General features: G+C 63.2%; 27 protein-coding genes. 25 read left to right on the top strand and 2 right to left on the bottom strand.

The window, feature by feature from the left end; translation table 11 throughout:
* The first annotated feature begins 14 nt into the window (after window positions 1–14).
* Window positions 15–428, top strand: a complete 414-nt coding sequence (gene rplP / locus BMG03_RS17785; protein WP_075773846.1) for a 50S ribosomal protein L16 — start codon at window positions 15–17, stop codon at window positions 426–428.
* A gap of 73 nt (window positions 429–501) precedes the next feature.
* Here rplP and BMG03_RS17780 read toward each other — a convergent pair whose 3' ends face one another.
* Both BMG03_RS17780 and BMG03_RS17775 read right to left on the bottom strand, forming a co-directional pair.
* Window positions 502–1,035 (bottom strand): flavodoxin domain-containing protein, encoded by a 534-nt coding sequence (locus BMG03_RS17780; RefSeq protein ID WP_075773847.1) that lies wholly within the window; start codon window positions 1,033–1,035, stop codon window positions 502–504.
* Between the two features lie 82 nt (window positions 1,036–1,117).
* Window positions 1,118–1,753, bottom strand: a complete 636-nt coding sequence (locus BMG03_RS17775; protein WP_075773848.1) for a 2OG-Fe(II) oxygenase family protein — start codon at window positions 1,751–1,753, stop codon at window positions 1,118–1,120.
* Window positions 1,754–1,941: 188 nt separating this feature from the next.
* On the opposite strand from BMG03_RS17775, the gene rpmC reads away from it, so the two are divergent.
* From rpmC to BMG03_RS17655, 24 genes are all read left to right on the top strand, one after another.
* Window positions 1,942–2,142 carry a 50S ribosomal protein L29 gene (rpmC, locus tag BMG03_RS17770; protein WP_075773849.1) on the top strand — a complete coding sequence of 67 codons (201 nt, stop codon included), beginning with the start codon at window positions 1,942–1,944 and terminating at the stop codon, window positions 2,140–2,142.
* Between the two features lie 12 nt (window positions 2,143–2,154).
* Window positions 2,155–2,388 (top strand): 30S ribosomal protein S17, encoded by a 234-nt coding sequence (gene rpsQ / locus BMG03_RS17765; protein WP_075773850.1) that lies wholly within the window; start codon window positions 2,155–2,157, stop codon window positions 2,386–2,388.
* A 77-nt stretch (window positions 2,389–2,465) separates the two neighbouring features.
* Entirely contained in the window at window positions 2,466–2,834 is a 369-nt protein-coding gene (gene rplN / locus BMG03_RS17760) for a 50S ribosomal protein L14 (RefSeq protein WP_075773851.1), read from the top strand.
* Window positions 2,834–3,139, top strand: a complete 306-nt coding sequence (gene rplX, locus BMG03_RS17755; RefSeq protein ID WP_075773852.1) for a 50S ribosomal protein L24 — start codon at window positions 2,834–2,836, stop codon at window positions 3,137–3,139. The genes rplN and rplX overlap by 1 nt, the downstream gene beginning before the upstream one ends.
* Window positions 3,139–3,696 carry a 50S ribosomal protein L5 gene (gene rplE / locus BMG03_RS17750; RefSeq protein ID WP_075773853.1) on the top strand — a complete coding sequence of 186 codons (558 nt, stop codon included), beginning with the start codon at window positions 3,139–3,141 and terminating at the stop codon, window positions 3,694–3,696. The genes rplX and rplE overlap by 1 nt, the downstream gene beginning before the upstream one ends.
* Before the next feature lie 19 nt (window positions 3,697–3,715).
* A complete protein-coding gene (rpsN, locus tag BMG03_RS17745; RefSeq protein ID WP_075773854.1) occupies window positions 3,716–4,021 on the top strand; it encodes a 30S ribosomal protein S14 in 306 nt (101 codons plus the stop codon).
* A 10-nt stretch (window positions 4,022–4,031) separates the two neighbouring features.
* A complete protein-coding gene (gene rpsH, locus BMG03_RS17740) occupies window positions 4,032–4,430 on the top strand; it encodes a 30S ribosomal protein S8 (protein ID WP_088719470.1) in 399 nt (132 codons plus the stop codon).
* A gap of 10 nt (window positions 4,431–4,440) precedes the next feature.
* Entirely contained in the window at window positions 4,441–4,974 is a 534-nt protein-coding gene (gene rplF, locus BMG03_RS17735; RefSeq protein ID WP_075773855.1) for a 50S ribosomal protein L6, read from the top strand.
* Window positions 4,975–4,985: 11 nt separating this feature from the next.
* Complete coding sequence (rplR, locus tag BMG03_RS17730) at window positions 4,986–5,345, top strand: 50S ribosomal protein L18 (protein WP_075773856.1); 360 nt, start codon at window positions 4,986–4,988, stop codon at window positions 5,343–5,345.
* 114 nt (window positions 5,346–5,459) lie between these two features.
* Window positions 5,460–6,029: a 30S ribosomal protein S5 gene (gene rpsE / locus BMG03_RS17725; protein WP_075773857.1), complete on the top strand. Its 570-nt coding sequence runs from the start codon at window positions 5,460–5,462 to the stop codon at window positions 6,027–6,029.
* Between the two features lie 12 nt (window positions 6,030–6,041).
* Entirely contained in the window at window positions 6,042–6,227 is a 186-nt protein-coding gene (gene rpmD / locus BMG03_RS17720) for a 50S ribosomal protein L30 (RefSeq protein ID WP_075773858.1), read from the top strand.
* A gap of 486 nt (window positions 6,228–6,713) precedes the next feature.
* Complete coding sequence (locus tag BMG03_RS17715) at window positions 6,714–7,130, top strand: universal stress protein (RefSeq protein WP_075773859.1); 417 nt, start codon at window positions 6,714–6,716, stop codon at window positions 7,128–7,130.
* Window positions 7,131–7,168: 38 nt separating this feature from the next.
* Complete coding sequence (locus BMG03_RS17710) at window positions 7,169–8,809, top strand: BCCT family transporter (protein WP_075773860.1); 1,641 nt, start codon at window positions 7,169–7,171, stop codon at window positions 8,807–8,809.
* 108 nt (window positions 8,810–8,917) lie between these two features.
* Complete coding sequence (locus BMG03_RS17705) at window positions 8,918–9,664, top strand: energy-coupling factor ABC transporter ATP-binding protein (RefSeq protein WP_244270970.1); 747 nt, start codon at window positions 8,918–8,920, stop codon at window positions 9,662–9,664.
* Window positions 9,639–10,253 carry a CbiQ family ECF transporter T component gene (locus tag BMG03_RS17700; RefSeq protein ID WP_075773861.1) on the top strand — a complete coding sequence of 205 codons (615 nt, stop codon included), beginning with the start codon at window positions 9,639–9,641 and terminating at the stop codon, window positions 10,251–10,253. The genes BMG03_RS17705 and BMG03_RS17700 overlap by 26 nt, the downstream gene beginning before the upstream one ends.
* 1 nt (window position 10,254) lies before the next feature.
* Window positions 10,255–10,800 (top strand): biotin transporter BioY, encoded by a 546-nt coding sequence (locus BMG03_RS17695; protein ID WP_075773862.1) that lies wholly within the window; start codon window positions 10,255–10,257, stop codon window positions 10,798–10,800.
* Between the two features lie 10 nt (window positions 10,801–10,810).
* A complete protein-coding gene (locus tag BMG03_RS17690) occupies window positions 10,811–11,746 on the top strand; it encodes an asparaginase (RefSeq protein WP_075773863.1) in 936 nt (311 codons plus the stop codon).
* 82 nt (window positions 11,747–11,828) lie between these two features.
* Window positions 11,829–13,277 carry a DUF2252 domain-containing protein gene (locus BMG03_RS17685; protein WP_075773864.1) on the top strand — a complete coding sequence of 483 codons (1,449 nt, stop codon included), beginning with the start codon at window positions 11,829–11,831 and terminating at the stop codon, window positions 13,275–13,277.
* A gap of 136 nt (window positions 13,278–13,413) precedes the next feature.
* Window positions 13,414–14,427: a LacI family DNA-binding transcriptional regulator gene (locus BMG03_RS17680; protein WP_075773865.1), complete on the top strand. Its 1,014-nt coding sequence runs from the start codon at window positions 13,414–13,416 to the stop codon at window positions 14,425–14,427.
* Between the two features lie 142 nt (window positions 14,428–14,569).
* Entirely contained in the window at window positions 14,570–15,238 is a 669-nt protein-coding gene (locus BMG03_RS17675; protein ID WP_075773866.1) for an amino acid ABC transporter permease, read from the top strand.
* 1 nt (window position 15,239) lies between these two features.
* Complete coding sequence (locus tag BMG03_RS17670; RefSeq protein ID WP_075773867.1) at window positions 15,240–15,896, top strand: amino acid ABC transporter permease; 657 nt, start codon at window positions 15,240–15,242, stop codon at window positions 15,894–15,896.
* Window positions 15,897–15,931: 35 nt separating this feature from the next.
* A complete protein-coding gene (locus BMG03_RS17665; protein WP_075773868.1) occupies window positions 15,932–16,759 on the top strand; it encodes a transporter substrate-binding domain-containing protein in 828 nt (275 codons plus the stop codon).
* A gap of 88 nt (window positions 16,760–16,847) precedes the next feature.
* Complete coding sequence (locus tag BMG03_RS17660) at window positions 16,848–17,561, top strand: amino acid ABC transporter ATP-binding protein (RefSeq protein ID WP_425275171.1); 714 nt, start codon at window positions 16,848–16,850, stop codon at window positions 17,559–17,561.
* Window positions 17,558–18,508 (top strand): NAD(P)-dependent oxidoreductase, encoded by a 951-nt coding sequence (locus tag BMG03_RS17655; protein ID WP_077701324.1) that lies wholly within the window; start codon window positions 17,558–17,560, stop codon window positions 18,506–18,508. The genes BMG03_RS17660 and BMG03_RS17655 overlap by 4 nt, the downstream gene beginning before the upstream one ends.
* Window positions 18,509–18,519: the final 11 nt, after the last annotated feature.

The raw sequence follows: 18,519 nt of genomic DNA, 5'->3' as shown, positions 1-18,519 counted from the left end.
GGGAGTAGATAGTTATGCTGCAACCGAAACGGACGAAGTTCCGCAAGATGCACAAAGGCCGGATTCATGGTGAAGCCAAAGGTGGTTTCGACCTGAACTTCGGTCACTTCGGCCTCAAGGCAGAGGCGCCCGAGCGCGTCACCGCCCGTCAGATCGAAGCTGCGCGTCGTGCGATCACCCGCCACATGAAGCGTCAAGGCCGTGTCTGGATCCGGATCTTCCCGGATACCCCGATCACCGCAAAGCCCACCGAAGTCCGTATGGGTAAAGGTAAGGGTTCGGTCGACCGTTGGGCCGCCAAGGTCAAGCCCGGCCGCGTGATGTTCGAGATCGACGGCGTCAACGAAGTGACCGCTCGCGAGGCTCTGCGCCTCGGCGCGGCCAAGCTTCCGGTGGCCTGCCGCATCGTCGAGCGTCAGGACTGGTAATCCCGGTCTGAAGCTGAAGACAAACGAAAGCCCCGCCAGCGATGGCGGGGCTTTTGCGTATCTGGCGCTGCGATCAGGCGCCGTCGGAAATCCAGCCGTCGATCAGCGCGTCCAGTGCCTTCCAGTCGGTATATTCGATATCTGCATCGAGATCGGCATCGGGATTTTTCTTCGCCACGATCCGGCGCATCACGAACCGGCGGAAAATATCGTATCTCGACGGCAGATAGGCGCCCGCGATCTGTTCCGTCAGATCCGGCGTCCAGCCGGTCGCCGCTTCGAAGTCCTTCAGGATTTTGTCGAGGGCGCGCCAATCCTCTGCGTCATGACCGGCGGCGGCCAGCGAGACCGAGAGAAAGAGGTTCGGGCGGTTCTTGATGATATCGCGTTGTTCGGCGACGAAATCCGCGAAGCGACCCTGATAATGTCCGACATGGATCGAGGCCGCGAGGACGATCCGGTCGAACCGGCCGAGATCCATCCCTTCGGCCTCATCGGTGGAAATCAATTCCGCGGAGTGACCCAGATCCGCGATGCGGTCGGCGACGTGCCGCGCGATTTTGCGGGTTTGCCCCTCGGTCGAGGCATAGGCGACGAGTGTTTTCATGCTGCGCTCCCGGTGTCTGGTTGCGCAGCAAGAAAATCAGGTGAGATGCGGCTTGGCTATGATGGCGATCAAAGCGCCGGGCTCAGTCGACCCATTTGTAATTGAAGCTGACCGAGATCCGCTCGTCTTCGGCCGTGTTCATCGGTACCTCGTGGCGCAGCCAGCTTTCCCAGAGCAGCACCTCACCCGGTTCGGGGGCGATGTAGATGAAGGGCTGCAGCTCGCGCCGGGCGGTCTTGAGGCGGGTAGGGGCCGCCATCATCCGGGCGCTGCGCGGGTCTTCCAGCTTCAGCGCTGAGGCGCCGTCGGGCATTGCGACATAGGTCGTGCCCGAGATCACCGAATGGGGGTGCAGGTGCGAGCTGTGGGTGCCGCCTTCGGGCAGGATGTTGATCCAGAGGTCTTCCAGCACCAGCTTACCCTCGCCCAGATCGAATTCGAGATCTTTGGCAAAGGCCGCAACGTGCTTGTCGAGCGCCTTCACTATGTCCGCGAAGATCGGGAAGCGCCAGGGCAGGTCGGTGAGCGAGGCGTAGGAGGTATAGCCCGGATAGCCGTTCTCCTCGCACCAGTCCTGACCGGCTTCGTCGTCCTCGGCGATGGCGTAGCACGAGGTCTCCAGCTCGTTCGTATCGACCTTGGGGCCGAATTCGGATAGGGAGGCGCGGTAGAGGCGGGTGACGAAAAGGGACTCGATCTGGGATTTGGACTCGGGCATTGGGGGCTCTCGCAACTGGGCGTGGATTTACCCCCCTGTTACGCGAAAGCGGGCCGGAGGCCAAACAATCCTTGCCATATTCGATTCGCTCTGATATTGGCCCCAAGTTCCTGAAATCAGGACCGACATAACCCATCAGAAGTAGGGTCACCCGCGAGGGGCCCTCTGATGCCAAGAAAGGACCCGGGATGAACGCCCAAGAACTCAAGGCGAAGACGCCTGATGAGCTGCGTGACCAGCTCGTCTCGCTGAAGAAAGAAGCCTTCAATCTCCGCTTTCAGCAGGCCACGAACCAGCTCGAGAACACCGCGCGCATGCGTACCGTTCGTCGGGACGTTGCACGGATCAAGACCGTGCTGAACCAAAAAGCCGCTGAAGCCGCGAAGTAAGGAGAGCTTCCTATGCCCAAACGCATCCTGCAAGGTACCGTGACGTCGGACAAGAACGACCAGACCATCACCGTTTCGGTCGAGCGCCGCTTCACGCATCCGGTTCTCAAGAAAACGATCCGGAAGTCCAAGAAATACCGCGCCCACGACGCGGAAAACCAGTTCAAGACCGGTGACATTGTTCGCATCGAAGAGTGCGCGCCGATCTCGAAGACCAAGCGCTGGCGGGTTGTGGTCACGGCGTAAGCCGCGGCCATTTCGCCAGTATTCGAAACCCTGGGGCCCTTACTGCATAGGCGTCCCCAAAGGTCGGGAGTAACCCCATGATCCAGATGCAGACCAATCTGGATGTTGCTGACAACTCCGGCGCTCGCCGGGTTCAGTGCATCAAGGTCCTCGGCGGCTCGCACCGCCGTTACGCATCCGTGGGCGACATCATTGTGGTGTCGGTCAAGGAAGCGATCCCGCGCGGCCGCGTGAAGAAAGGTGACGTCCGCAAGGCCGTCGTCGTGCGCACCGCCAAAGAAGTTCGTCGCGACGATGGCACCGCCATCCGTTTCGACCGCAACGCCGCCGTCATCCTGAACAACGCGGGCGAGCCGGTCGGCACCCGTATCTTCGGGCCGGTCGTGCGTGAGCTGCGTGCGAAGAACTTCATGAAGATCATCTCGCTTGCTCCGGAGGTGCTGTAATGGCTGCTAAGCTCCGCAAAGGCGACAAGGTCGTCGTTCTCGCTGGTAAGGACAAGGGCAAGCAGGGTGAAATCACCTCTGTTGACCCGAAAGCCGGCAAAGCTGTCGTCGACGGCGTGAACGTTGCGATCCGCCACCAGCGTCAGACCCAGTCCAACCAGGGCGGTCGCCAGCCCAAGGCGATGCCGATCGACCTGTCGAACCTGGCTCTGATGGACGCAAACGGCAAAGCCACCCGCGTCGGCTTCCGCGAGGAAGACGGCAAGAAGGTGCGTTACGCCAAGACCACGGGGGATGCGATCTGATGCTCGATCAAGCTACCTACACTCCGCGTCTTCGCGCTCTTTACCGCGACTCGATCAAAGCCGCGCTGAAAGAAGAGTTCGGCTACAAGAACGACATGATGATCCCGCGGCTCGACAAGATCGTGCTGAACATGGGCGTCGGCGAAGCCGTGAAAGACACCAAGAAGGTCAAGCAGGCCGCCGAAGAGCTCTCGCTCATCGCTGGTCAGAAGGCCGTGATGACCAAGGCGAAGAAGTCGATCGCAGGCTTCCGCGTCCGTGAAGAAATGCCGCTGGGCGCGAAAGTGACCCTGCGCGGTGACCGGATGTACGAATTCCTCGATCGCCTGATCAACGTTGCCCTGCCGCGCGTTCGCGACTTCCGCGGCGTGAAGCCGGCCTTCGACGGTCGTGGCAACTTCGCAATGGGCCTCAAGGAACACATCGTGTTCCCGGAAATCGACTTCGATAAGGTCGATGAGGTTCTGGGTATGGACATCATCATGGTGACCACGTCTGACGTGGATGCCGAAGCGAAGGCGCTGTTGAAGCATTTCAACATGCCTTTCAACGCCTGATCGCGGAGGAACGAAACTTATGGCTAAGAAATCCATGGTTGCGCGCGAAGCGAAGCGCCAGCGTCTTGTGAACAAGTACGCTGACAAGCGGGCCGCGCTCAAGGAAATCATCAACGACCAGGAGCGCCCGATGGAAGAGCGCTTCAAGGCGTCGCTGAAACTCGCGGAACTCCCGCGCAACTCGTCGGCGGTCCGGCTGCACAATCGTTGCCAGCTCACGGGTCGTCCCCACGCTTACTACCGTAAGCTCAAACTCTCGCGGATCATGCTGCGTGACCTGGCCTCCTACGGTCAGATCCCCGGCATGGTGAAGTCGAGCTGGTAAGGAGGGCGACATGTCTGTGAACGATCCTCTCGGCGATATGCTGACCCGCATCCGCAACGCACAACTGCGTGGCAAATCCACCGTCCGCACCCCGGCCTCCAAGCTCCGCGCTTGGGTTCTCGACGTGCTGGCTGACGAAGGCTACATCCGTGGTTACGAGCAGACGACGTCTGCTGCCGGCCATCCGGAGCTGGAAATCAGCCTCAAGTACTACGAGGGCACCCCGGTCATCCGCGAGCTGCAGCGCGTCTCGACCCCCGGTCGTCGCGTGTACATGGCCGCGAAAGACGTCCCGTCGGTCCGTCAGGGCCTCGGCGTCTCGATCGTCTCGACCTCGAAGGGCGTGATGTCGGATGCAAACGCACGCTCCGCCAATGTCGGCGGCGAAGTGCTCTGCACCGTATTCTAAGGAGGGCTCAATGTCTCGTATTGGTAAGAAACCGGTCGAGCTTCCCAGCGGCGTTTCGGCGCAGCTGTCGGGCCAGACCATCGAAGTGAAGGGGCCGAAAGGCACCCGTTCCTTCACCGCGACCGACGATGTGACCCTCAAGGTCGAGGACAACCTCGTCACCGTCACCCCGCGTGGCCTCTCGAAGCGCGCGCGCCAGCAGTGGGGCATGACCCGCTCGCAGGTCGCGAACCTCGTGCAGGGCGTGACCGAAGGCTTCAAGAAGGAGCTGGAGATCCAGGGTGTTGGTTATCGTGCGCAGATGCAGGGCAACGTCCTGAAGCTGTCGCTCGGTTATTCGCACGAAGTCAACTTCGAGGTTCCGGAGGGCGTGACTGTCACCGCTCCGAAGCAGACCGAGATCGTTGTGGAAGGTTCCGACCAGCAGCAGGTGGGCCAAGTCGCGGCAAATATCCGCGAATGGCGTGCTCCCGAGCCCTATAAGGGCAAGGGCATCCGCTACAAGGGCGAGTATATCTTCCGCAAAGAAGGTAAGAAGAAGTAAGGAACGCGAAAATGGCAAACAGCAAACGGGATCTGTTCCTCAAGCGCCGCCTGCGCGTCCGGAACAAGCTTCGCAAGATGGCCGCTGGTCGCGCCCGTCTTTCGGTGCATCGTTCGTCGAAAAACATCAGCGTTCAGCTGATCGACGACGTCAACGGTCGCACTCTGGCAGCCGCTTCCACGCTCGAGAAGGATCTCGGCGTGGTCGGCAAGAACAACGTCGAAGCGGCTGCCAAGGTTGGCGCCGCGATCGCCGAGCGTGCGAAGAAGGCCGGTGTCGAAACCTGCTACTTCGACCGCGGTGGCTTCCTGTTCCACGGGAAGATCAAGGCGCTCGCCGACGCAGCCCGCGAAGGCGGTCTGAAGTTCTAAGACTGGTGGGGGACGTTCGCGTCCCCCCGATGATCCGGGCCGCGCCCTTCGGGGCGGGGCACCTGGATTGAGACAAACGGCGTGAGACCACGCCATCACGAGAAGGAATGCCTCATGGCAGAACGTGACAACCGCCGGGGCCGCCGCGACGACCGCGACGAAAACCCGGAATTCGCCGATCGCCTCGTCGCGATCAACCGCGTGTCGAAAACCGTGAAGGGTGGTAAGCGCTTTGGCTTCGCAGCCCTCGTGGTCGTCGGCGACCAGCGTGGCCGTGTCGGCTTCGGCAAAGGCAAGGCCAAAGAGGTTCCGGAAGCGATCCGCAAAGCCACCGAGCAAGCGAAGCGCAACCTGATCCGCGTCCCGCTGCGCGATGGCCGCACGCTGCACCACGACATCGAGGGCCGTCACGGCGCTGGTAAGGTCGTGATGCGCACCGCACCGGAAGGTACCGGGATCATCGCCGGTGGTCCGATGCGTGCCGTGTTCGAGATGCTGGGCGTGAAGGACGTCGTGTCGAAATCGACCGGCACCCAGAACCCCTACAACATGATCCGTGCCACGCTGAACGGTCTGACCCGCGAAGCAAGCCCCCGTCAGGTGGCTGCGCGCCGCGGCAAGAAAGTGGCCGACATCCTCAAGAAGCCCGAGGCCGAGGCACCTGCCGAAGCCACGGAAGCGTAAGGAGAGCGATCAATGGCTACCATCGTCGTCAAGCAGATCGGTTCGCCGATCCGTCGCCCCGCCATCCAGCGTGCCACGCTGAAAGGCCTGGGTCTGGACAAGATGAACCGTACCCGTGAGCTGGAAGATACCCCGGCCGTGCGCGGTATGGTCGCGAAGATCCCGCACCTCGTCGAAATCGTCGAAGAGCGTGGCTGAACCGACCGGTTCATCTGAGTAACGAAGCGCCCCGACCGAAAGGCCGGGGCGTTTTGCATTTGTAGCGCTTGGCTTCTGGCGGGGCAGGTGCGGAGAGGCCGCCCGCGTGTGACGGATCGTCCGCCGGATACGCGTCCTCCAAGGCCGAGAGACGGGCCGCATGTTTCGCCGGAATGAACGCCGCCTGCGGAGGTGACGTCGAGGCGCCTCCGACCGCGATCACGGTGTTGGTGCCGCTGAAATCTGTTCCATATCGGCGGTGAAAACGTCTCGCCCTCTCCGGTCTGAGGCGATCGGACATGGTACATCCGCGTATGGCGGTTTTGGGCGAAATTGGGGCCGTCGCGCGCCGCACCCGATAACGGCATGTCATTTCTTTAATATTTATTCACGATTTCCGGAACCGATTGTGACACACTGGGTTGGTTGGATATCGTTGCATCCTGCAATAGGGTGCTGCGCTTCAAGACTGAGGGACGGATCGAGATGTTTGAGAAAATCATGGTTCCGGTCGACCTGCGTCACGTCGAGAAGATGGACAAGACGTTGAGAGTCGCTTCGGAAATCGCAGCGAAACACGACGCGGAAGTCGTTTTCATAGGTGTTACGAGCCAGGAGCCGAGCGAATTCGGCCATAATGCCAAGGAATATGCCGCGAAGCTGGACGCTTTCGCGGATAGCCATGCCAACGAATTCGGGCACAAGGCCTCGGGGAAGGCGGTCGTCGTGCCCGATCCTGCCGTGGATCTCGACAAGACGTTGCTGAAGGTGGCCGACGATCTCGAGGCCGATCTCGTCGTGATGGCCACGCACGTGCCCAACGCGGCCAACTATCTCTTTGCCTCGCATGGGGGACATCTGGCCGCGCACAGCGATGCGTCGGTCTTCCTCGTACGCGGATAAGCGGACCAACATAACCAATAAGGACAGGAGGACGGCATATGGCCGAACCTGAAGAAGTTCAGGGTATCCCTGCCCCCGAAGGGGACACGCAACTCATCGAAACCGATTACGAAATCGGTCAGGACAACCTGGAAGGCCAAGTCGGGCCCTTCGGTTTCGACATTCACAACCCGGTTTTCATGATCTCGGCGCTGACGATCGTGGCCTTCGTCTTCTATGCGCTAGCCCTGCCCGAACAGGCGAGCGAGATCTTCGGCGCAATGCGTCCGTGGCTGACCTCGACTTTCGACTGGTTCTTCATGAGCGCCGCGAACATCTTCGTCATCTTCTGTCTCGCCCTGATCGTCTCGCCCTATGGCGCGGTGCGCCTGGGGGGCACGGATGCCGAGCCGGACTTCACCTATATGGGCTGGTTCGCGATGCTCTTCGCGGCCGGTATGGGCATCGGTCTGATGTTCTTCGGCGTGCTCGAGCCGGTCTATCACATGGCGGTATCGCAGCCGTTGGGCACACCTTCGCCCTTCGATGCGGATGGCAACCTGATCCCGGAGAATGTCGCCCGGGCCAAGGAAATGGGCCTCGCCGCAACGATCTATCACTGGGGTCTGCACCCTTGGGCGATCTATGCGGTCGTGGCGCTCGCGCTGGCGCTGTTCTCCTATAACAAGGGGCTGCCGCTGACGATCCGCTCGGCTTTCTATCCGATCTTCGGTGAGAAGGTCTGGGGCTGGACCGGCCACATCATCGACATCATCGCGGTGTTCGCGACACTGTTCGGTCTTGCGACCTCGCTCGGTTTCGGCGCGCAGCAGGCGAATGCGGGTCTCAATCACGTCTTCGGCGTTCCGATCAACACGACGGTGCAGATCATTCTGATCACCATCATCACCGGCGTTGCGTTGTTCTCGGTGCTGCGCGGCCTCGACGGCGGCGTGAAGCTGCTCTCGGAGATCAACATGGGCATCGCGGCGCTGCTGCTGCTCTTCGTTCTCTTCGCGGGTCCGACCCTGATGATCTTCACCGATTTCGGTCAGGGTCTTCTGGCCTATGCCAAGGACATCATTCCGCTGTCGAACCCGATCGGGCGCACGGATGACAGCTATCGCGACGGCTGGACCGCGTTCTACTGGGCGTGGTGGATTTCCTGGTCGCCCTTCGTCGGTATGTTCATCGCCCGGGTGTCGCGTGGCCGTACCGTGCGCGAGTTCATCATCTGCGTGCTGCTGATCCCCTCGCTCGTCTGCGTGCTGTGGATGGCGGTCTTCGGTGGCGTCGCGATCGACCAGGTTATCTCGGACCCGGCAGGCTCGCTGGTGAAGGCGCAGGTCATCGATAGCTACAACCCGCCGCTGTCGCTGTTCGCGATGCTGGAGGGTCTCCCGCTGACCTCGATCACCTCGGTCATCGCGATCATCCTGGTGATCGTGTTCTTCGTGACCTCCTCGGACTCCGGCTCGCTCGTGATCGACACGATTACCGCAGGCGGCAAAGTCGACGCTCCGGTGCCGCAGCGTGTGTTCTGGGCCACCTTCGAGGGCGCGGTCGCGATCGTGCTGTTGATCGGCGGCGGTCTGAGCGCGCTACAGGCGATGGTGATCTCGACCGGTCTTCCCTTCACGCTGGTTCTGTTGGTGATGTGCTGGGCGATCTGGAAGGGTCTTCGGACCGAGCCTCGGTAAACTGAGGGACACTTGAGACAGAGAGGCGCGCGGGGGGAAACCTCGCGCGCCTTTCGCTATGCGCAGGGCGTCTGGAAACGCGGCGCGACTGCGTATATGACCCGGCGCATGTCTGACGGCGCGACCCTTACTTCTGCGAGCCATATCGCGATTTCCGATCTGGGCCACGATCTCGACGGTCGCCCGGTGCTGGAGGGGATTTCGCTTGAGACCCGTGCCCGCCGCATCGGCGTGGTGGGGCGCAACGGATCGGGCAAATCTACCCTCTCGCGGCTGATGGCCGGGCTGATTGCGCCGAGCCGGGGCAGCCTGCGGATCAACGGCCACGATCTGGCCGCCGACCGCAAGGCCGCGCTGCGCGAGGTCGGCATCCTGTTCCAGAACCCCGATCATCAGATCATCTTCCCCACCGTGATCGAGGAGATTTCCTTCGGGCTGCGCCAGCAGGGGATAAGGAAAACCGAAGCCGAGGCTGCGGCGGAAGAGACACTCGCGCAGTTCGGCAAGGCGGCGTGGCGCGATGCCTATGTCACGACGCTCAGCCAGGGCCAGAAGCAGCTTCTATGCCTGATGGCGGTGAGCGCGATGGCTCCGAACCTGCTGATCTTAGACGAGCCCTTCTCCGGTCTCGACATCCCGACCAAGGCGCAGCTGGGTCGCGCGCTGACGCTCTATCGCGGGACGCTGGTGCAGGTGACCCACGACCCGCGCGAGTTGGAGCATTACGAAGAAATCCTCTGGCTCGACCAAGGGCGGCTGCGAATGCATGGCGCGGCGCGCGAGGTGCTGCCCGCCTACGTCGAAGAGATGACCCGCGCGGGAGAGGCCGATGATATCGCTCAGCTCTCCCGTTAAGACCGCCGCCCATGACTGGCCTGCGGGTTTGAAACTCGCAGCGCTCTGCCTCGCGACCGTGGGTCTGTTCTATATCGAAAGCCCGCTGATCCTCTCGGGCGTCGTCACGGCGATCCTGATCGCCTATGCCTTGCCCGGTCGCGCCTTCTTGCGCGCGGGCCTGTCGGCGCTGAAACTGCTCTGGCCGTTTATCGTCATCGTCGCGATCTGGCAGATGGTGATCGGCGAGATCGCGGAAGGCGCGGTGATCGTGATGCGGATGATCTCGGCGGTGGCGCTGGCGAACCTCGTGTCGATGACGACGCGGCTCAGTGATATGATCGCGGTTGTGCGCTGGCTGACGACACCGTTGCGCCGCTTCGGGCTGTCGACCGCCGCGCTGGAGATCGCGATCGCTTTGGTGATCCGCATGGTGCCGGTGCTGACCAACAAGGGTGCGCGCCTGACCGAGAGCTGGCGCGCCCGGGCGACGCGGCGACCGAGCTGGCGGCTGGTGCTGCCCTTCACGCTTCTTGCGCTTGACGATGCCGACCATGTCGGCGATGCGCTACGGGCCCGGGGAGGGCTCACATCCGAGAGGGAGACTTGAGATGGAAAAGAATGTCGCGCTGATCGCGCTGTTTGCGGCCCTGATCGCGGTACTCGCGCTGATCCCGAAGATCACGCTGGGCTTCGGTGTGCCGATCACGGCGCAGAGCCTTGGGATCATGCTGGCCGGCGCCGTGCTGGGCTCGAAGCGTGGTGCTCTGGCGGTCCTGCTGTTCCTGCTGCTGGTGGCCGTTGGTCTGCCGCTGCTGGCCGGCGGTCGTGGGGGCCTCGGCGTCTTCTTCGGTCCGACGGGCGGGTTCCTGTTCAGCTGGCCGCTGGCCGCGTGGCTGACCGGCTTCGTCGTCGAGAAATGGCGCTCGGTTCCGCTGGGCGCATCGGTCTTCGTAGGGTCGATCCTTGGTGGGATCGTGTTGTCCTACGCGATGGGAATCGTCGGGCTGTCGCTTGCGCTCGGCAAGAGCCTGATCGAAAGCACTTCGCTAATGGTCGTCTTCATCCCCGGCGATCTGATCAAGGCGCTGATCGTTGCGGCGCTGACCGTCTCTCTGGCCCGCGCACGGCCTTCCAGCGTCCTGTCGCGGAACTGAGGGACGCGGCATGGCGCTGCTTCTGATCCATACGGGCGGGACGATCGGCATGGTCGCCTCTGATGCGGGTTTCGTACCGCAGCAGGGCGTGGTCGAGGATTTCCTCGCGACCCTGCCCGAGGGGCGCGAGGTTGAGACCCTACGTCTCGATCCGCTGATCGACAGCGCCAATGCCACACCCGCCGATTGGGATCGGATCGCCGAGACCATCGCCGCGCGTCACGACCGTTGCGACGGGGTGATCGTGACCCACGGCACCGATACGCTCGCCTATACGGCGGGGGCTTTATGCTTCGCGCTCGAAGGGCTGGGCAAGCCGGTGATCGTGACCGGCTCGATGCTGCCGCTTTCGGTCGAGGGCAATGACGGCGCGCGCAATCTGCGCGACGCGATTGCGGCGGCGCGGACAGCTACGCCAGGCATATGGGTGCAATTCGCCAGACGCCTGTTGCACGGCGCGCGGGTCCGCAAAAGCCACTCGCGCGCTTTCGATGCCTTCGCCGCCGATCCTTCCGACATCCCGCCCTGCCAGCCGGGGCCGCACCTGATCCGTCATCCGGTCAGGCCCGCGCGGATCGCCGTTCTGGCCGTTGCGCCGGGGGCGGAGGAGAGCCTTCTCGACCATGCAGCCAAGACCTGTGACGGTCTGGTGCTGCGCTGCTACGGCTCGGGGACTGCGCCCGACACGCCCGGCCTGCGCGCGGCGCTTGCCGCGGCGCAGGCCCGCGCGGTCCCGGTCATCGGGGTCAGCCAATGTCCCGAGGGAGGGATGGCGCTTGGCACCTATGCGGCGGGGGCGGTCCTGCGCGATCACGGGGTGATCGACGGGCGCGACATGACGCCGGAGTCGGCCTATACAAAGCTCTCCCATGTCCTTTCGCTCGACGATCCGCAGACGCGGGCGGCGCGCCTCTCCCGGTCGCTCTGCGGAGAATACACGCCCTGAGCCTTGGGGCTCACGCCGGTTTTTCGGAACGCCTTCGCCCGTCCTCCCGTTAGGAGAGCGAACCCCGAAAAGGAGCAGCCCCATGGCGGAAGGCAATAACAAGCCGAAATCTTCCAATTCCAAAGCGTCGAGCCAGAAACGGTCGCGCAAGGCCACCGGGGTTGCGCCCGTCCAACAGCTCCAGAGCCGCGTCGAGGCCTATCGCGAGCTCGCCGAGGCCTATGTGAAATACCCCTGCGTGATGCGTCCGGGCGATCTGACCGGGCTTGCGCGTCGCCTGCATGTGCGCTCGACGATCATCGAGGACCACGCGGTGCGCATCGACGAGAAGGCCGAGGGCGCGAGCGAGAAATTCGAGGAACTGGCGGATTCGCTGTTCTCCTTCTTCCGCGGCACCTCGCTGCTGTTTCACCGCGACATGCTGGGCGAGGATGAGCGGATGCCGACGGTGCTCGCGCTCGGGGATGTCCATCCGGAGAATTTCGGGATCATGCCCAATGCCGATAACGTGCCGATCTTCGGCGTGAACGATTTCGACGACGTGCTCTACGGGCCCTTCACCTGGGATCTGAAGCGCGGCATCACGGGCTTTCTGATCGCCGCCAAGGAAGAGGGAGACCAGAAGAAGAAGCACCGTGAGAAGATCGTGCGCAAATTCGTCGAAGGCTATCGTGACGGGATGGAATTCTATGCCCGCCACGACAAGGAGGCGAGCCAGCAGATGCGCCCCGATAACAGTCCGAAAGTGATCCGGCGGATGTTCAAGAAGGCGCGCAATAGTCGGAAGGAATGGCTCTGGGATCGCTATCTCAACGAGACCGGGCGGGGCTTCCGGGCGAATGACGAACTGACGCCGATCTCCAGTCGGATCTCGGAGTTTCAGGGTTACATCAACGACGTGGCCAAGCAGAACGGGATCGATCCCGGTGGGCGCGCCGGGCAGCTGAAGGTGAAGGATGTGTGCATCCGCCATGGGCAGGGCACGGCCTCGCTGGGGCTGCCGCGCTACTATTGCCTGATCGAAGGTCCGAGCAAGAATGCCAGCGACGATCTGATCATCGAGTTCAAGCGTGCCCGGCAGTCCGCGCTCGAAGGTCTGGTCCCGGAGAACGATTTTGTCGCCGGTGAAAAGGGCGACCGGATCGCGCATGGCCAGCGGGTGCATCTGGCGCATGGCGATGTCTTCTACGGCAGCGTGGAGATCGACGATATGAGCTTCATGTCGCGCGAACGTGCGCCGTTCCGCGACGATATCGACCTCGACGATCTGTCGAAGGACAGCTGGCGTGACTATGCCCACGCCTGCGGGCAGGCGCTGGCGCAGGCCCACGCGCGCTCCGACGATGCGGGCGAGCTGGACTACCGGATCGAGCCGCGCATCATCGAGGCGATGCAGCCCTTCGATCTGTTCGTCGACGATCTGCTGTGTTTCGGGCGAGAGGCGGTGAAGCGCCTCAAGCGTGACCACAAGTTCTTCAAGATGGATCTGAAACGCGGCGCTTTCGACATGACGCAGAAGCACTACCGCTAAACTCTCGTACTCGCGTTGACACGGTCTTCCCAGACGGGCTCCCCAGACGGGGCGGCCGTTTCCCAATGAGCGCAGCTAGTCGCGTGACGGCGGTGTCGTGCTTGCGCGAGCGCCTTCCTGTCGTTACTCCGCGATTATGGCGGTGAAGCGTACGACATTGATGGATGTGGCGCGGGCGGCGGGCGTGTCCCGCGCCACGGCCTCGCTCGTCATTCGCGGCTCGGACCTCGTGGCGGCAAAGACGCGCGAGAAGGTCGAGAAGGTCATCGCCGAGCTCGACTACGTGCCCAATAGCGGCGCGGCACGTCTGCGCGGTCAGAAAAGCCGCACTATCGGCGTGATCATTCCGAACCTCGTGAACAGCTTCTTCTCGGAATTCGTCGAGGGGATCGAGGCCGAGCTGGACGAGCAGGGCTATCAAGTCATGCTCGCCAGTTCGCGGGACGATCCGGAACGGCAATCGGGTCTGCTCCGCCGGTTGCGCGAGCATGACGCGGAGGGAATCATCCTGTTTCCCGCCGAAGGGACCGAGCCGGATACGATAGAGAAGCTGGTCGCGGCAGGGGTGCCGCTGGTGCAGGCGATGCGCCACGTGGGCCGCGATCTCAGCGATTTCGCAGGCTCAGATCACGGCCTCGCGGTGCGGCTGAGCGTTCGGCATTTGCGCGATCTCGGCCATCGACGGATATCCTTCGTCGCGCTCGCGGGGGAGGTTTCCACGCGGGATGAACGTCTCGCGGCCTTCGAGGAGGAGATGCGGGCTCAGGAGCTCATCAATGCTGGGGTGATCGACGTGCCGCTCGCATGGGATGGCTCGCCGCAATCGGCCGCGATGCTGATGGCGCTCGAGCCACGCCCGACCGCAGCGATCTGCTTCAACGACATCCTCGCCTCGGGCCTGCTGCGGGGACTGTTCGATCTGGGGCTGATGCCCGGCCGCGATCTTTCGGTGGTGGGCCACGACAACCTGTCCTTCATCGATCTCGGTGCGCCGCCGCGCCTGACCACAGTGCAGGTCTTCCCGCGCCAGATCGGCGCGGCTTCGGCGCGCCTGCTGCTGCGGCGGATCGCAGATCCGGGCGCAGAGCGGAAAACCGAGATCGTGACGCCGCGCCTGCGGGTGCGCGACACCACCGGTCCCGCCGACTGATCCCAACTTGCCCCGACGTTTTCCACTCACGCATCCGTGATTTGCGACTCGGAATTTAGATCGTTCTAATTAGATCGATCTAAATGAGCATGCCCGACCGTTGAGGAGCGTGAGGGCATGTGGTTACACGCAGGGAGGCGACGTGTATCACTTCAACTTCACGCCCGTATTAGAGAATCTGGACCTGCTGCTTTACGGCGCATGGCTGACCATCCGCCTGTCTTTCGCGGCGATGCTTCTGGGCCTGATCGTGTCGGTCCTCGGGGCTGCTGCGCGCACCTCGCATTCGAAGGTGCTGCACGCGATCGTCGGCGCCTATGTCGAGATCATCCGCAACACGCCCTTCCTCGTGCAGATCTTCTTTCTGTATTTCGGGCTGCCCGCGATCGGGATTTCTCTCGATCCGAATGTCGCGGCGCTGATCGCTCTGGTGATCAATGTCGGCGCGTACGGGACCGAAATCACCCGCGCCGGGATCGAATCCGTGCCCCATGGCCAGATCGAGGCAGGGCGCGCGCTGGGTCTCGGGCCGATTCAGATTTTCCGCTACGTGATCCTGAAGCCGGCGCTGCGCAACGTCTATCCGGCGATGACGAGCCAGTTCATCTACCTGATGCTGACCTCGTCGGTCGTCTCGACGATCTCCGCGAACGATCTGGCCTCGGTAGGGGCGGATCTGAACGCCAAGACCTTCGCCAGCTTCGAGATCTACCTCGTCGTGACCGCGTTCTACCTCGTTCTCTCGCTGCTGTTCTCGGGCCTCTTCAAACTCGTCCAGAACGCCATTTTCAACTATCCTGCGAGCCGCTGACATGATCCGCCAATTCGGTCCCTCCGACATCCTGTTCATCATCGAGGCCGTGCGCTGGACGCTTCTGCTGTCGGTCATCGCCTTCATCGGCGGCGCAATCGGCGGGCTGTTCGTGGCACTCGCGCGCAGCTCGGGCTCGAAGGCTCTGCGCCGGATCAGCGCCGGGTTCATCCGGATCTTCCAGGGCACCCCGCTCCTGATGCAGCTGTTCCTGTTCTATTTCGGTCTGACCGTGCTGAACCTGCCGATCAACCCGCTGCTGGCGGCGGCGATCGCGCTGACCTTCCATGCCAGCGCCTATCTGGGCGAGATCTGGCGCGGCTCGATCGACGCGGTGCCGTCGGGGCAGACCGAGGCCGCGACTGCGCTTTCGCTGAGCTATCGCGACCGGATGCAGCATGTGGTTCTGCCGCAGGCGGCGCGGATCGCCGTAGCCCCGACCGTCGGCTTCCTTGTGCAGCTGATCAAGGGCACCTCGCTTACCTCGATCATCGGCTTCACCGAGCTGACGCGCGCCGGTCAGATCGTCAACAACGCGACCTTCGACCCCTTCGTGGTCTTCGGGCTGGTGGCCGCGATCTACTTCATCATCTGCTGGCCGCTGTCGCTTTATGCGCGCCGGCTGGAAGGGCGGATGCGCCTCGCATTCACCCGCTGATTTTTCACCCGCTTCAGGTTTAGGAGGAGTAAAACATGAAGTTTCTCAAGACAGTCGCAACGGCGGCCCTGACGGTCGGCGCATTGATGGCAGGCCACGCGCAAGCCACCACGCTCGATCAGGTCGAGAAGGCCGGCGTGCTCAAGGTCGGCATGCTCGTCGATTTCCCGCCCTTCGGTCTAATGGGCACCAGCGGCAAGCCCGAAGGCTATGACGCGGATACCGCCAAGGCGCTCGCCGACTACCTGGGCACCAAGATCGAGATCGTGCCGGTGACCGGCCCGAACCGTATCCCCTACCTGCTCTCAGGTCAGGTCGATGTGCTGGTCGCCTCGTTGGGCATCACGCCAGAGCGCGCCAAGCGGGTCGATTTCTCGCGCCCCTATGCCGGGATCGAGATCATGGTCTACGGCAAGAAAGAGGAAAAGGTCTCGAAGCCTGCCGATCTGTCTGGTGGATCTGTCGGCGTCGTGCGCGCCTCGACGCAGGACGCGGGCGTGACCAAGGTCGCCCCCGACGACACCACGATCCGCCGCTTCGACGACGACGCGGCCGCAGTGCAGGCACTCCTCTCGGGGCAGGTGCCGCTGATCGGTGTGTCCAACGTCGTGGCCGCGCAGATCGCGAAGGCTGCGCCGGGTCGCTTTGACGAGAAGTTCCCGCTTTCGAGCCAGGTCCAGGGCATCGCGGTCGAGCCGGGCGCAGACAAGCTTCTGGCCAAGATCAACGCGTTCGTCGGCTCCGCAATGAAAGACGGCACGATGGACAAGATCTCGCAGCAGTGGCTGGCGACGGACATCCCCGATTTCGTCCGCAACGGATCGGCCGAGGAAGCCGCGACGCCGAAATCGGCCTCGAACTGATCTCACCCCACATCCGGCGCAGCCCCGCGCTGCGCCGGGTCACCCTACAAGGCATCCCATGACACAAGCACAGCAGCCCGCCGTCGAGATGCGCGGCGTCACCAAGTTCTTCGGTGCGTTTCAGGCGCTGAAGTCGATCGATCTGACGGTCGAACAAGGCGAGCGGATCGTGATCTGCGGTCCGTCCGGCTCCGGCAAGTCGACCCTGATCCGCACGCTCAACCAGCTCGAAGAGATTCAGGATGGCACGATCACCGTCGACGGGATCGAGCTGACGGCAGGCGGCGAGAACGTCGCCAAGGTGCGCCGCGAAGTCGGGATGGTCTTCCAGCAATTCAACCTGTTTCCCCACCTGACCGTGCTGCAGAACTGCACGCTCGCGCCACTCAAGACGCGGCGGGCGGACAAGGCCGGGGCGGAGGCGACCGCGCGCAAGTATCTGGAGCGCGTGAAGATCCCCGAGCAGGCGGACAAATTTCCCGCCCAGCTTTCGGGCGGTCAGCAGCAGCGGGTCGCGATTGCGCGGGCGCTCTGCATGGAGCCGCGGATCATGCTGTTCGATGAGCCGACCTCGGCGCTCGATCCCGAGATGGTCAAGGAGGTGCTCGACACGATGATCGACCTCGCCCGTGAAGGCATGACGATGCTCTGCGTGACCCACGAGATGGATTTCGCCCGTGCCGTCGCCGACCGCGTGATCTTCATGGAGCAGGGCGCGATCATCGAAGAGGGGCCGCCGGCAGAGTTCTTCGGCAATCCGAAGTCGGAGCGTCTGCGCAACTTCCTGGGGCAGATCTCATGAGTGATGATGCCAAACCCACCCCGTCGATCCTCGCGCTGATCGAACTGAAGCCCGCCGACATGATGGAAGCGTTCTGCGCGGCGCACCCGGTCACCCGTGACGCCACAGCGCGCGAGGGCATCGAGATCGTGCTGACCAGCGGCGCGCGCGGCCTCTCCGGCGAGGAGATCGCCGAGTTTCGCGACCTGCGCCTGATCGCGGTCAATGGCGTCGGCACTGATGCGGTCGATCTGGATGCGGCGGCCGCGCGCGGCATCCATGTGACGACCACGCCCGACGTGCTGTCGGAAGCGGTGGCCGAGCTGGCGCTGGGTCTCGCTATCTCGGTGCGGCGGCGGATCGGCGAGGGCGAGCGGTTGCTTCGCTCGGGCGGCTGGTCGAACGGGCAGAAACCGCGGCTCGGTCAGGCGCTGACCGGTTGCCGTGCGGGTATTCTCGGCTATGGCCGGATCGGGCGCGCACTGGCGGATATGCTGCGCGCGCTGGGGGTTGATGTGATCTATCATGCCCGCAAGCCCCATGATGACGCCCCCGAGGCATGGCGCCCCGACGCCCGGACGCTGGCCGCCGAAAGTGACGTCCTGTTCGTCACGCTCTCGGCCACGCCTGAGACGCGGTATATTGTCGATGCGCCGGTGTTAGAGGCGCTCGGCTCCGAAGGCACCTTGGTCAATGTCGCGCGCGGCTCGGTCGTCGACAGCGCGGCGCTGGCTGCGGCCTTGCATGGCGGCACGCTCGGCTCTGCCGCGCTCGATGTATTCGAGGTCGAACCTGTCGCGCCCGATGGGGCGGAGGACGGTCTTTTGCGCGCGCCGAACACGCTTTTCACGCCACATATCGCTTCGGCCACGAACGAGGCGCGACGCGCGATGGCGCAGCTGGTGATCGCGAATATCGACGCCTATCTGGCCGGAGCCCCGCTTCTGAGCCCGGTAGGGCCCGCCTGATCGGAGCCTTG

The sequence above is a fragment of the Thioclava nitratireducens genome (assembly GCF_001940525.2).
Taxonomy (GTDB): Bacteria; Pseudomonadota; Alphaproteobacteria; order Rhodobacterales; family Rhodobacteraceae; genus Thioclava; species Thioclava nitratireducens.
This window is presented reverse-complemented; position numbering and strand designations above follow the sequence as displayed.

Bases quoted from the DNA above. Each gene is read 5' to 3' on its own strand.
- rplR (WP_075773856.1), top strand. From the start codon at position 4,986: ATGGCAAACAGCAAACGGGATCTGTTCCTCAAGCGCCGCCTGCGCGTC.
- BMG03_RS17780 (WP_075773847.1), bottom strand. From the start codon at position 1,035: ATGAAAACACTCGTCGCCTATGCCTCGACCGAGGGGCAAACCCGCAAA.
- BMG03_RS17695 (WP_075773862.1), top strand. From the start codon at position 10,255: ATGGAAAAGAATGTCGCGCTGATCGCGCTGTTTGCGGCCCTGATCGCG.
- BMG03_RS17715 (WP_075773859.1), top strand. From the start codon at position 6,714: ATGTTTGAGAAAATCATGGTTCCGGTCGACCTGCGTCACGTCGAGAAG.
- rplN (WP_075773851.1), top strand. From the start codon at position 2,466: ATGATCCAGATGCAGACCAATCTGGATGTTGCTGACAACTCCGGCGCT.
- BMG03_RS17685 (WP_075773864.1), top strand. From the start codon at position 11,829: ATGGCGGAAGGCAATAACAAGCCGAAATCTTCCAATTCCAAAGCGTCG.
- BMG03_RS17680 (WP_075773865.1), top strand. From the start codon at position 13,414: ATGGCGGTGAAGCGTACGACATTGATGGATGTGGCGCGGGCGGCGGGC.
- BMG03_RS17690 (WP_075773863.1), top strand. From the start codon at position 10,811: ATGGCGCTGCTTCTGATCCATACGGGCGGGACGATCGGCATGGTCGCC.
- rplF (WP_075773855.1), top strand. From the start codon at position 4,441: ATGTCTCGTATTGGTAAGAAACCGGTCGAGCTTCCCAGCGGCGTTTCG.
- rpmC (WP_075773849.1), top strand. From the start codon at position 1,942: ATGAACGCCCAAGAACTCAAGGCGAAGACGCCTGATGAGCTGCGTGAC.
- rpsE (WP_075773857.1), top strand. From the start codon at position 5,460: ATGGCAGAACGTGACAACCGCCGGGGCCGCCGCGACGACCGCGACGAA.
- rpmD (WP_075773858.1), top strand. From the start codon at position 6,042: ATGGCTACCATCGTCGTCAAGCAGATCGGTTCGCCGATCCGTCGCCCC.
- rpsN (WP_075773854.1), top strand. From the start codon at position 3,716: ATGGCTAAGAAATCCATGGTTGCGCGCGAAGCGAAGCGCCAGCGTCTT.
- rplP (WP_075773846.1), top strand. From the start codon at position 15: ATGCTGCAACCGAAACGGACGAAGTTCCGCAAGATGCACAAAGGCCGG.
- BMG03_RS17775 (WP_075773848.1), bottom strand. From the start codon at position 1,753: ATGCCCGAGTCCAAATCCCAGATCGAGTCCCTTTTCGTCACCCGCCTC.
- BMG03_RS17710 (WP_075773860.1), top strand. From the start codon at position 7,169: ATGGCCGAACCTGAAGAAGTTCAGGGTATCCCTGCCCCCGAAGGGGAC.
- BMG03_RS17705 (WP_244270970.1), top strand. From the start codon at position 8,918: ATGTCTGACGGCGCGACCCTTACTTCTGCGAGCCATATCGCGATTTCC.
- BMG03_RS17700 (WP_075773861.1), top strand. From the start codon at position 9,639: ATGATATCGCTCAGCTCTCCCGTTAAGACCGCCGCCCATGACTGGCCT.
- BMG03_RS17665 (WP_075773868.1), top strand. From the start codon at position 15,932: ATGAAGTTTCTCAAGACAGTCGCAACGGCGGCCCTGACGGTCGGCGCA.
- BMG03_RS17660 (WP_425275171.1), top strand. From the start codon at position 16,848: ATGCGCGGCGTCACCAAGTTCTTCGGTGCGTTTCAGGCGCTGAAGTCG.
- rplX (WP_075773852.1), top strand. From the start codon at position 2,834: ATGGCTGCTAAGCTCCGCAAAGGCGACAAGGTCGTCGTTCTCGCTGGT.
- BMG03_RS17655 (WP_077701324.1), top strand. From the start codon at position 17,558: ATGAGTGATGATGCCAAACCCACCCCGTCGATCCTCGCGCTGATCGAA.
- rpsH (WP_088719470.1), top strand. From the start codon at position 4,032: ATGTCTGTGAACGATCCTCTCGGCGATATGCTGACCCGCATCCGCAAC.
- rpsQ (WP_075773850.1), top strand. From the start codon at position 2,155: ATGCCCAAACGCATCCTGCAAGGTACCGTGACGTCGGACAAGAACGAC.
- BMG03_RS17670 (WP_075773867.1), top strand. From the start codon at position 15,240: ATGATCCGCCAATTCGGTCCCTCCGACATCCTGTTCATCATCGAGGCC.
- rplE (WP_075773853.1), top strand. From the start codon at position 3,139: ATGCTCGATCAAGCTACCTACACTCCGCGTCTTCGCGCTCTTTACCGC.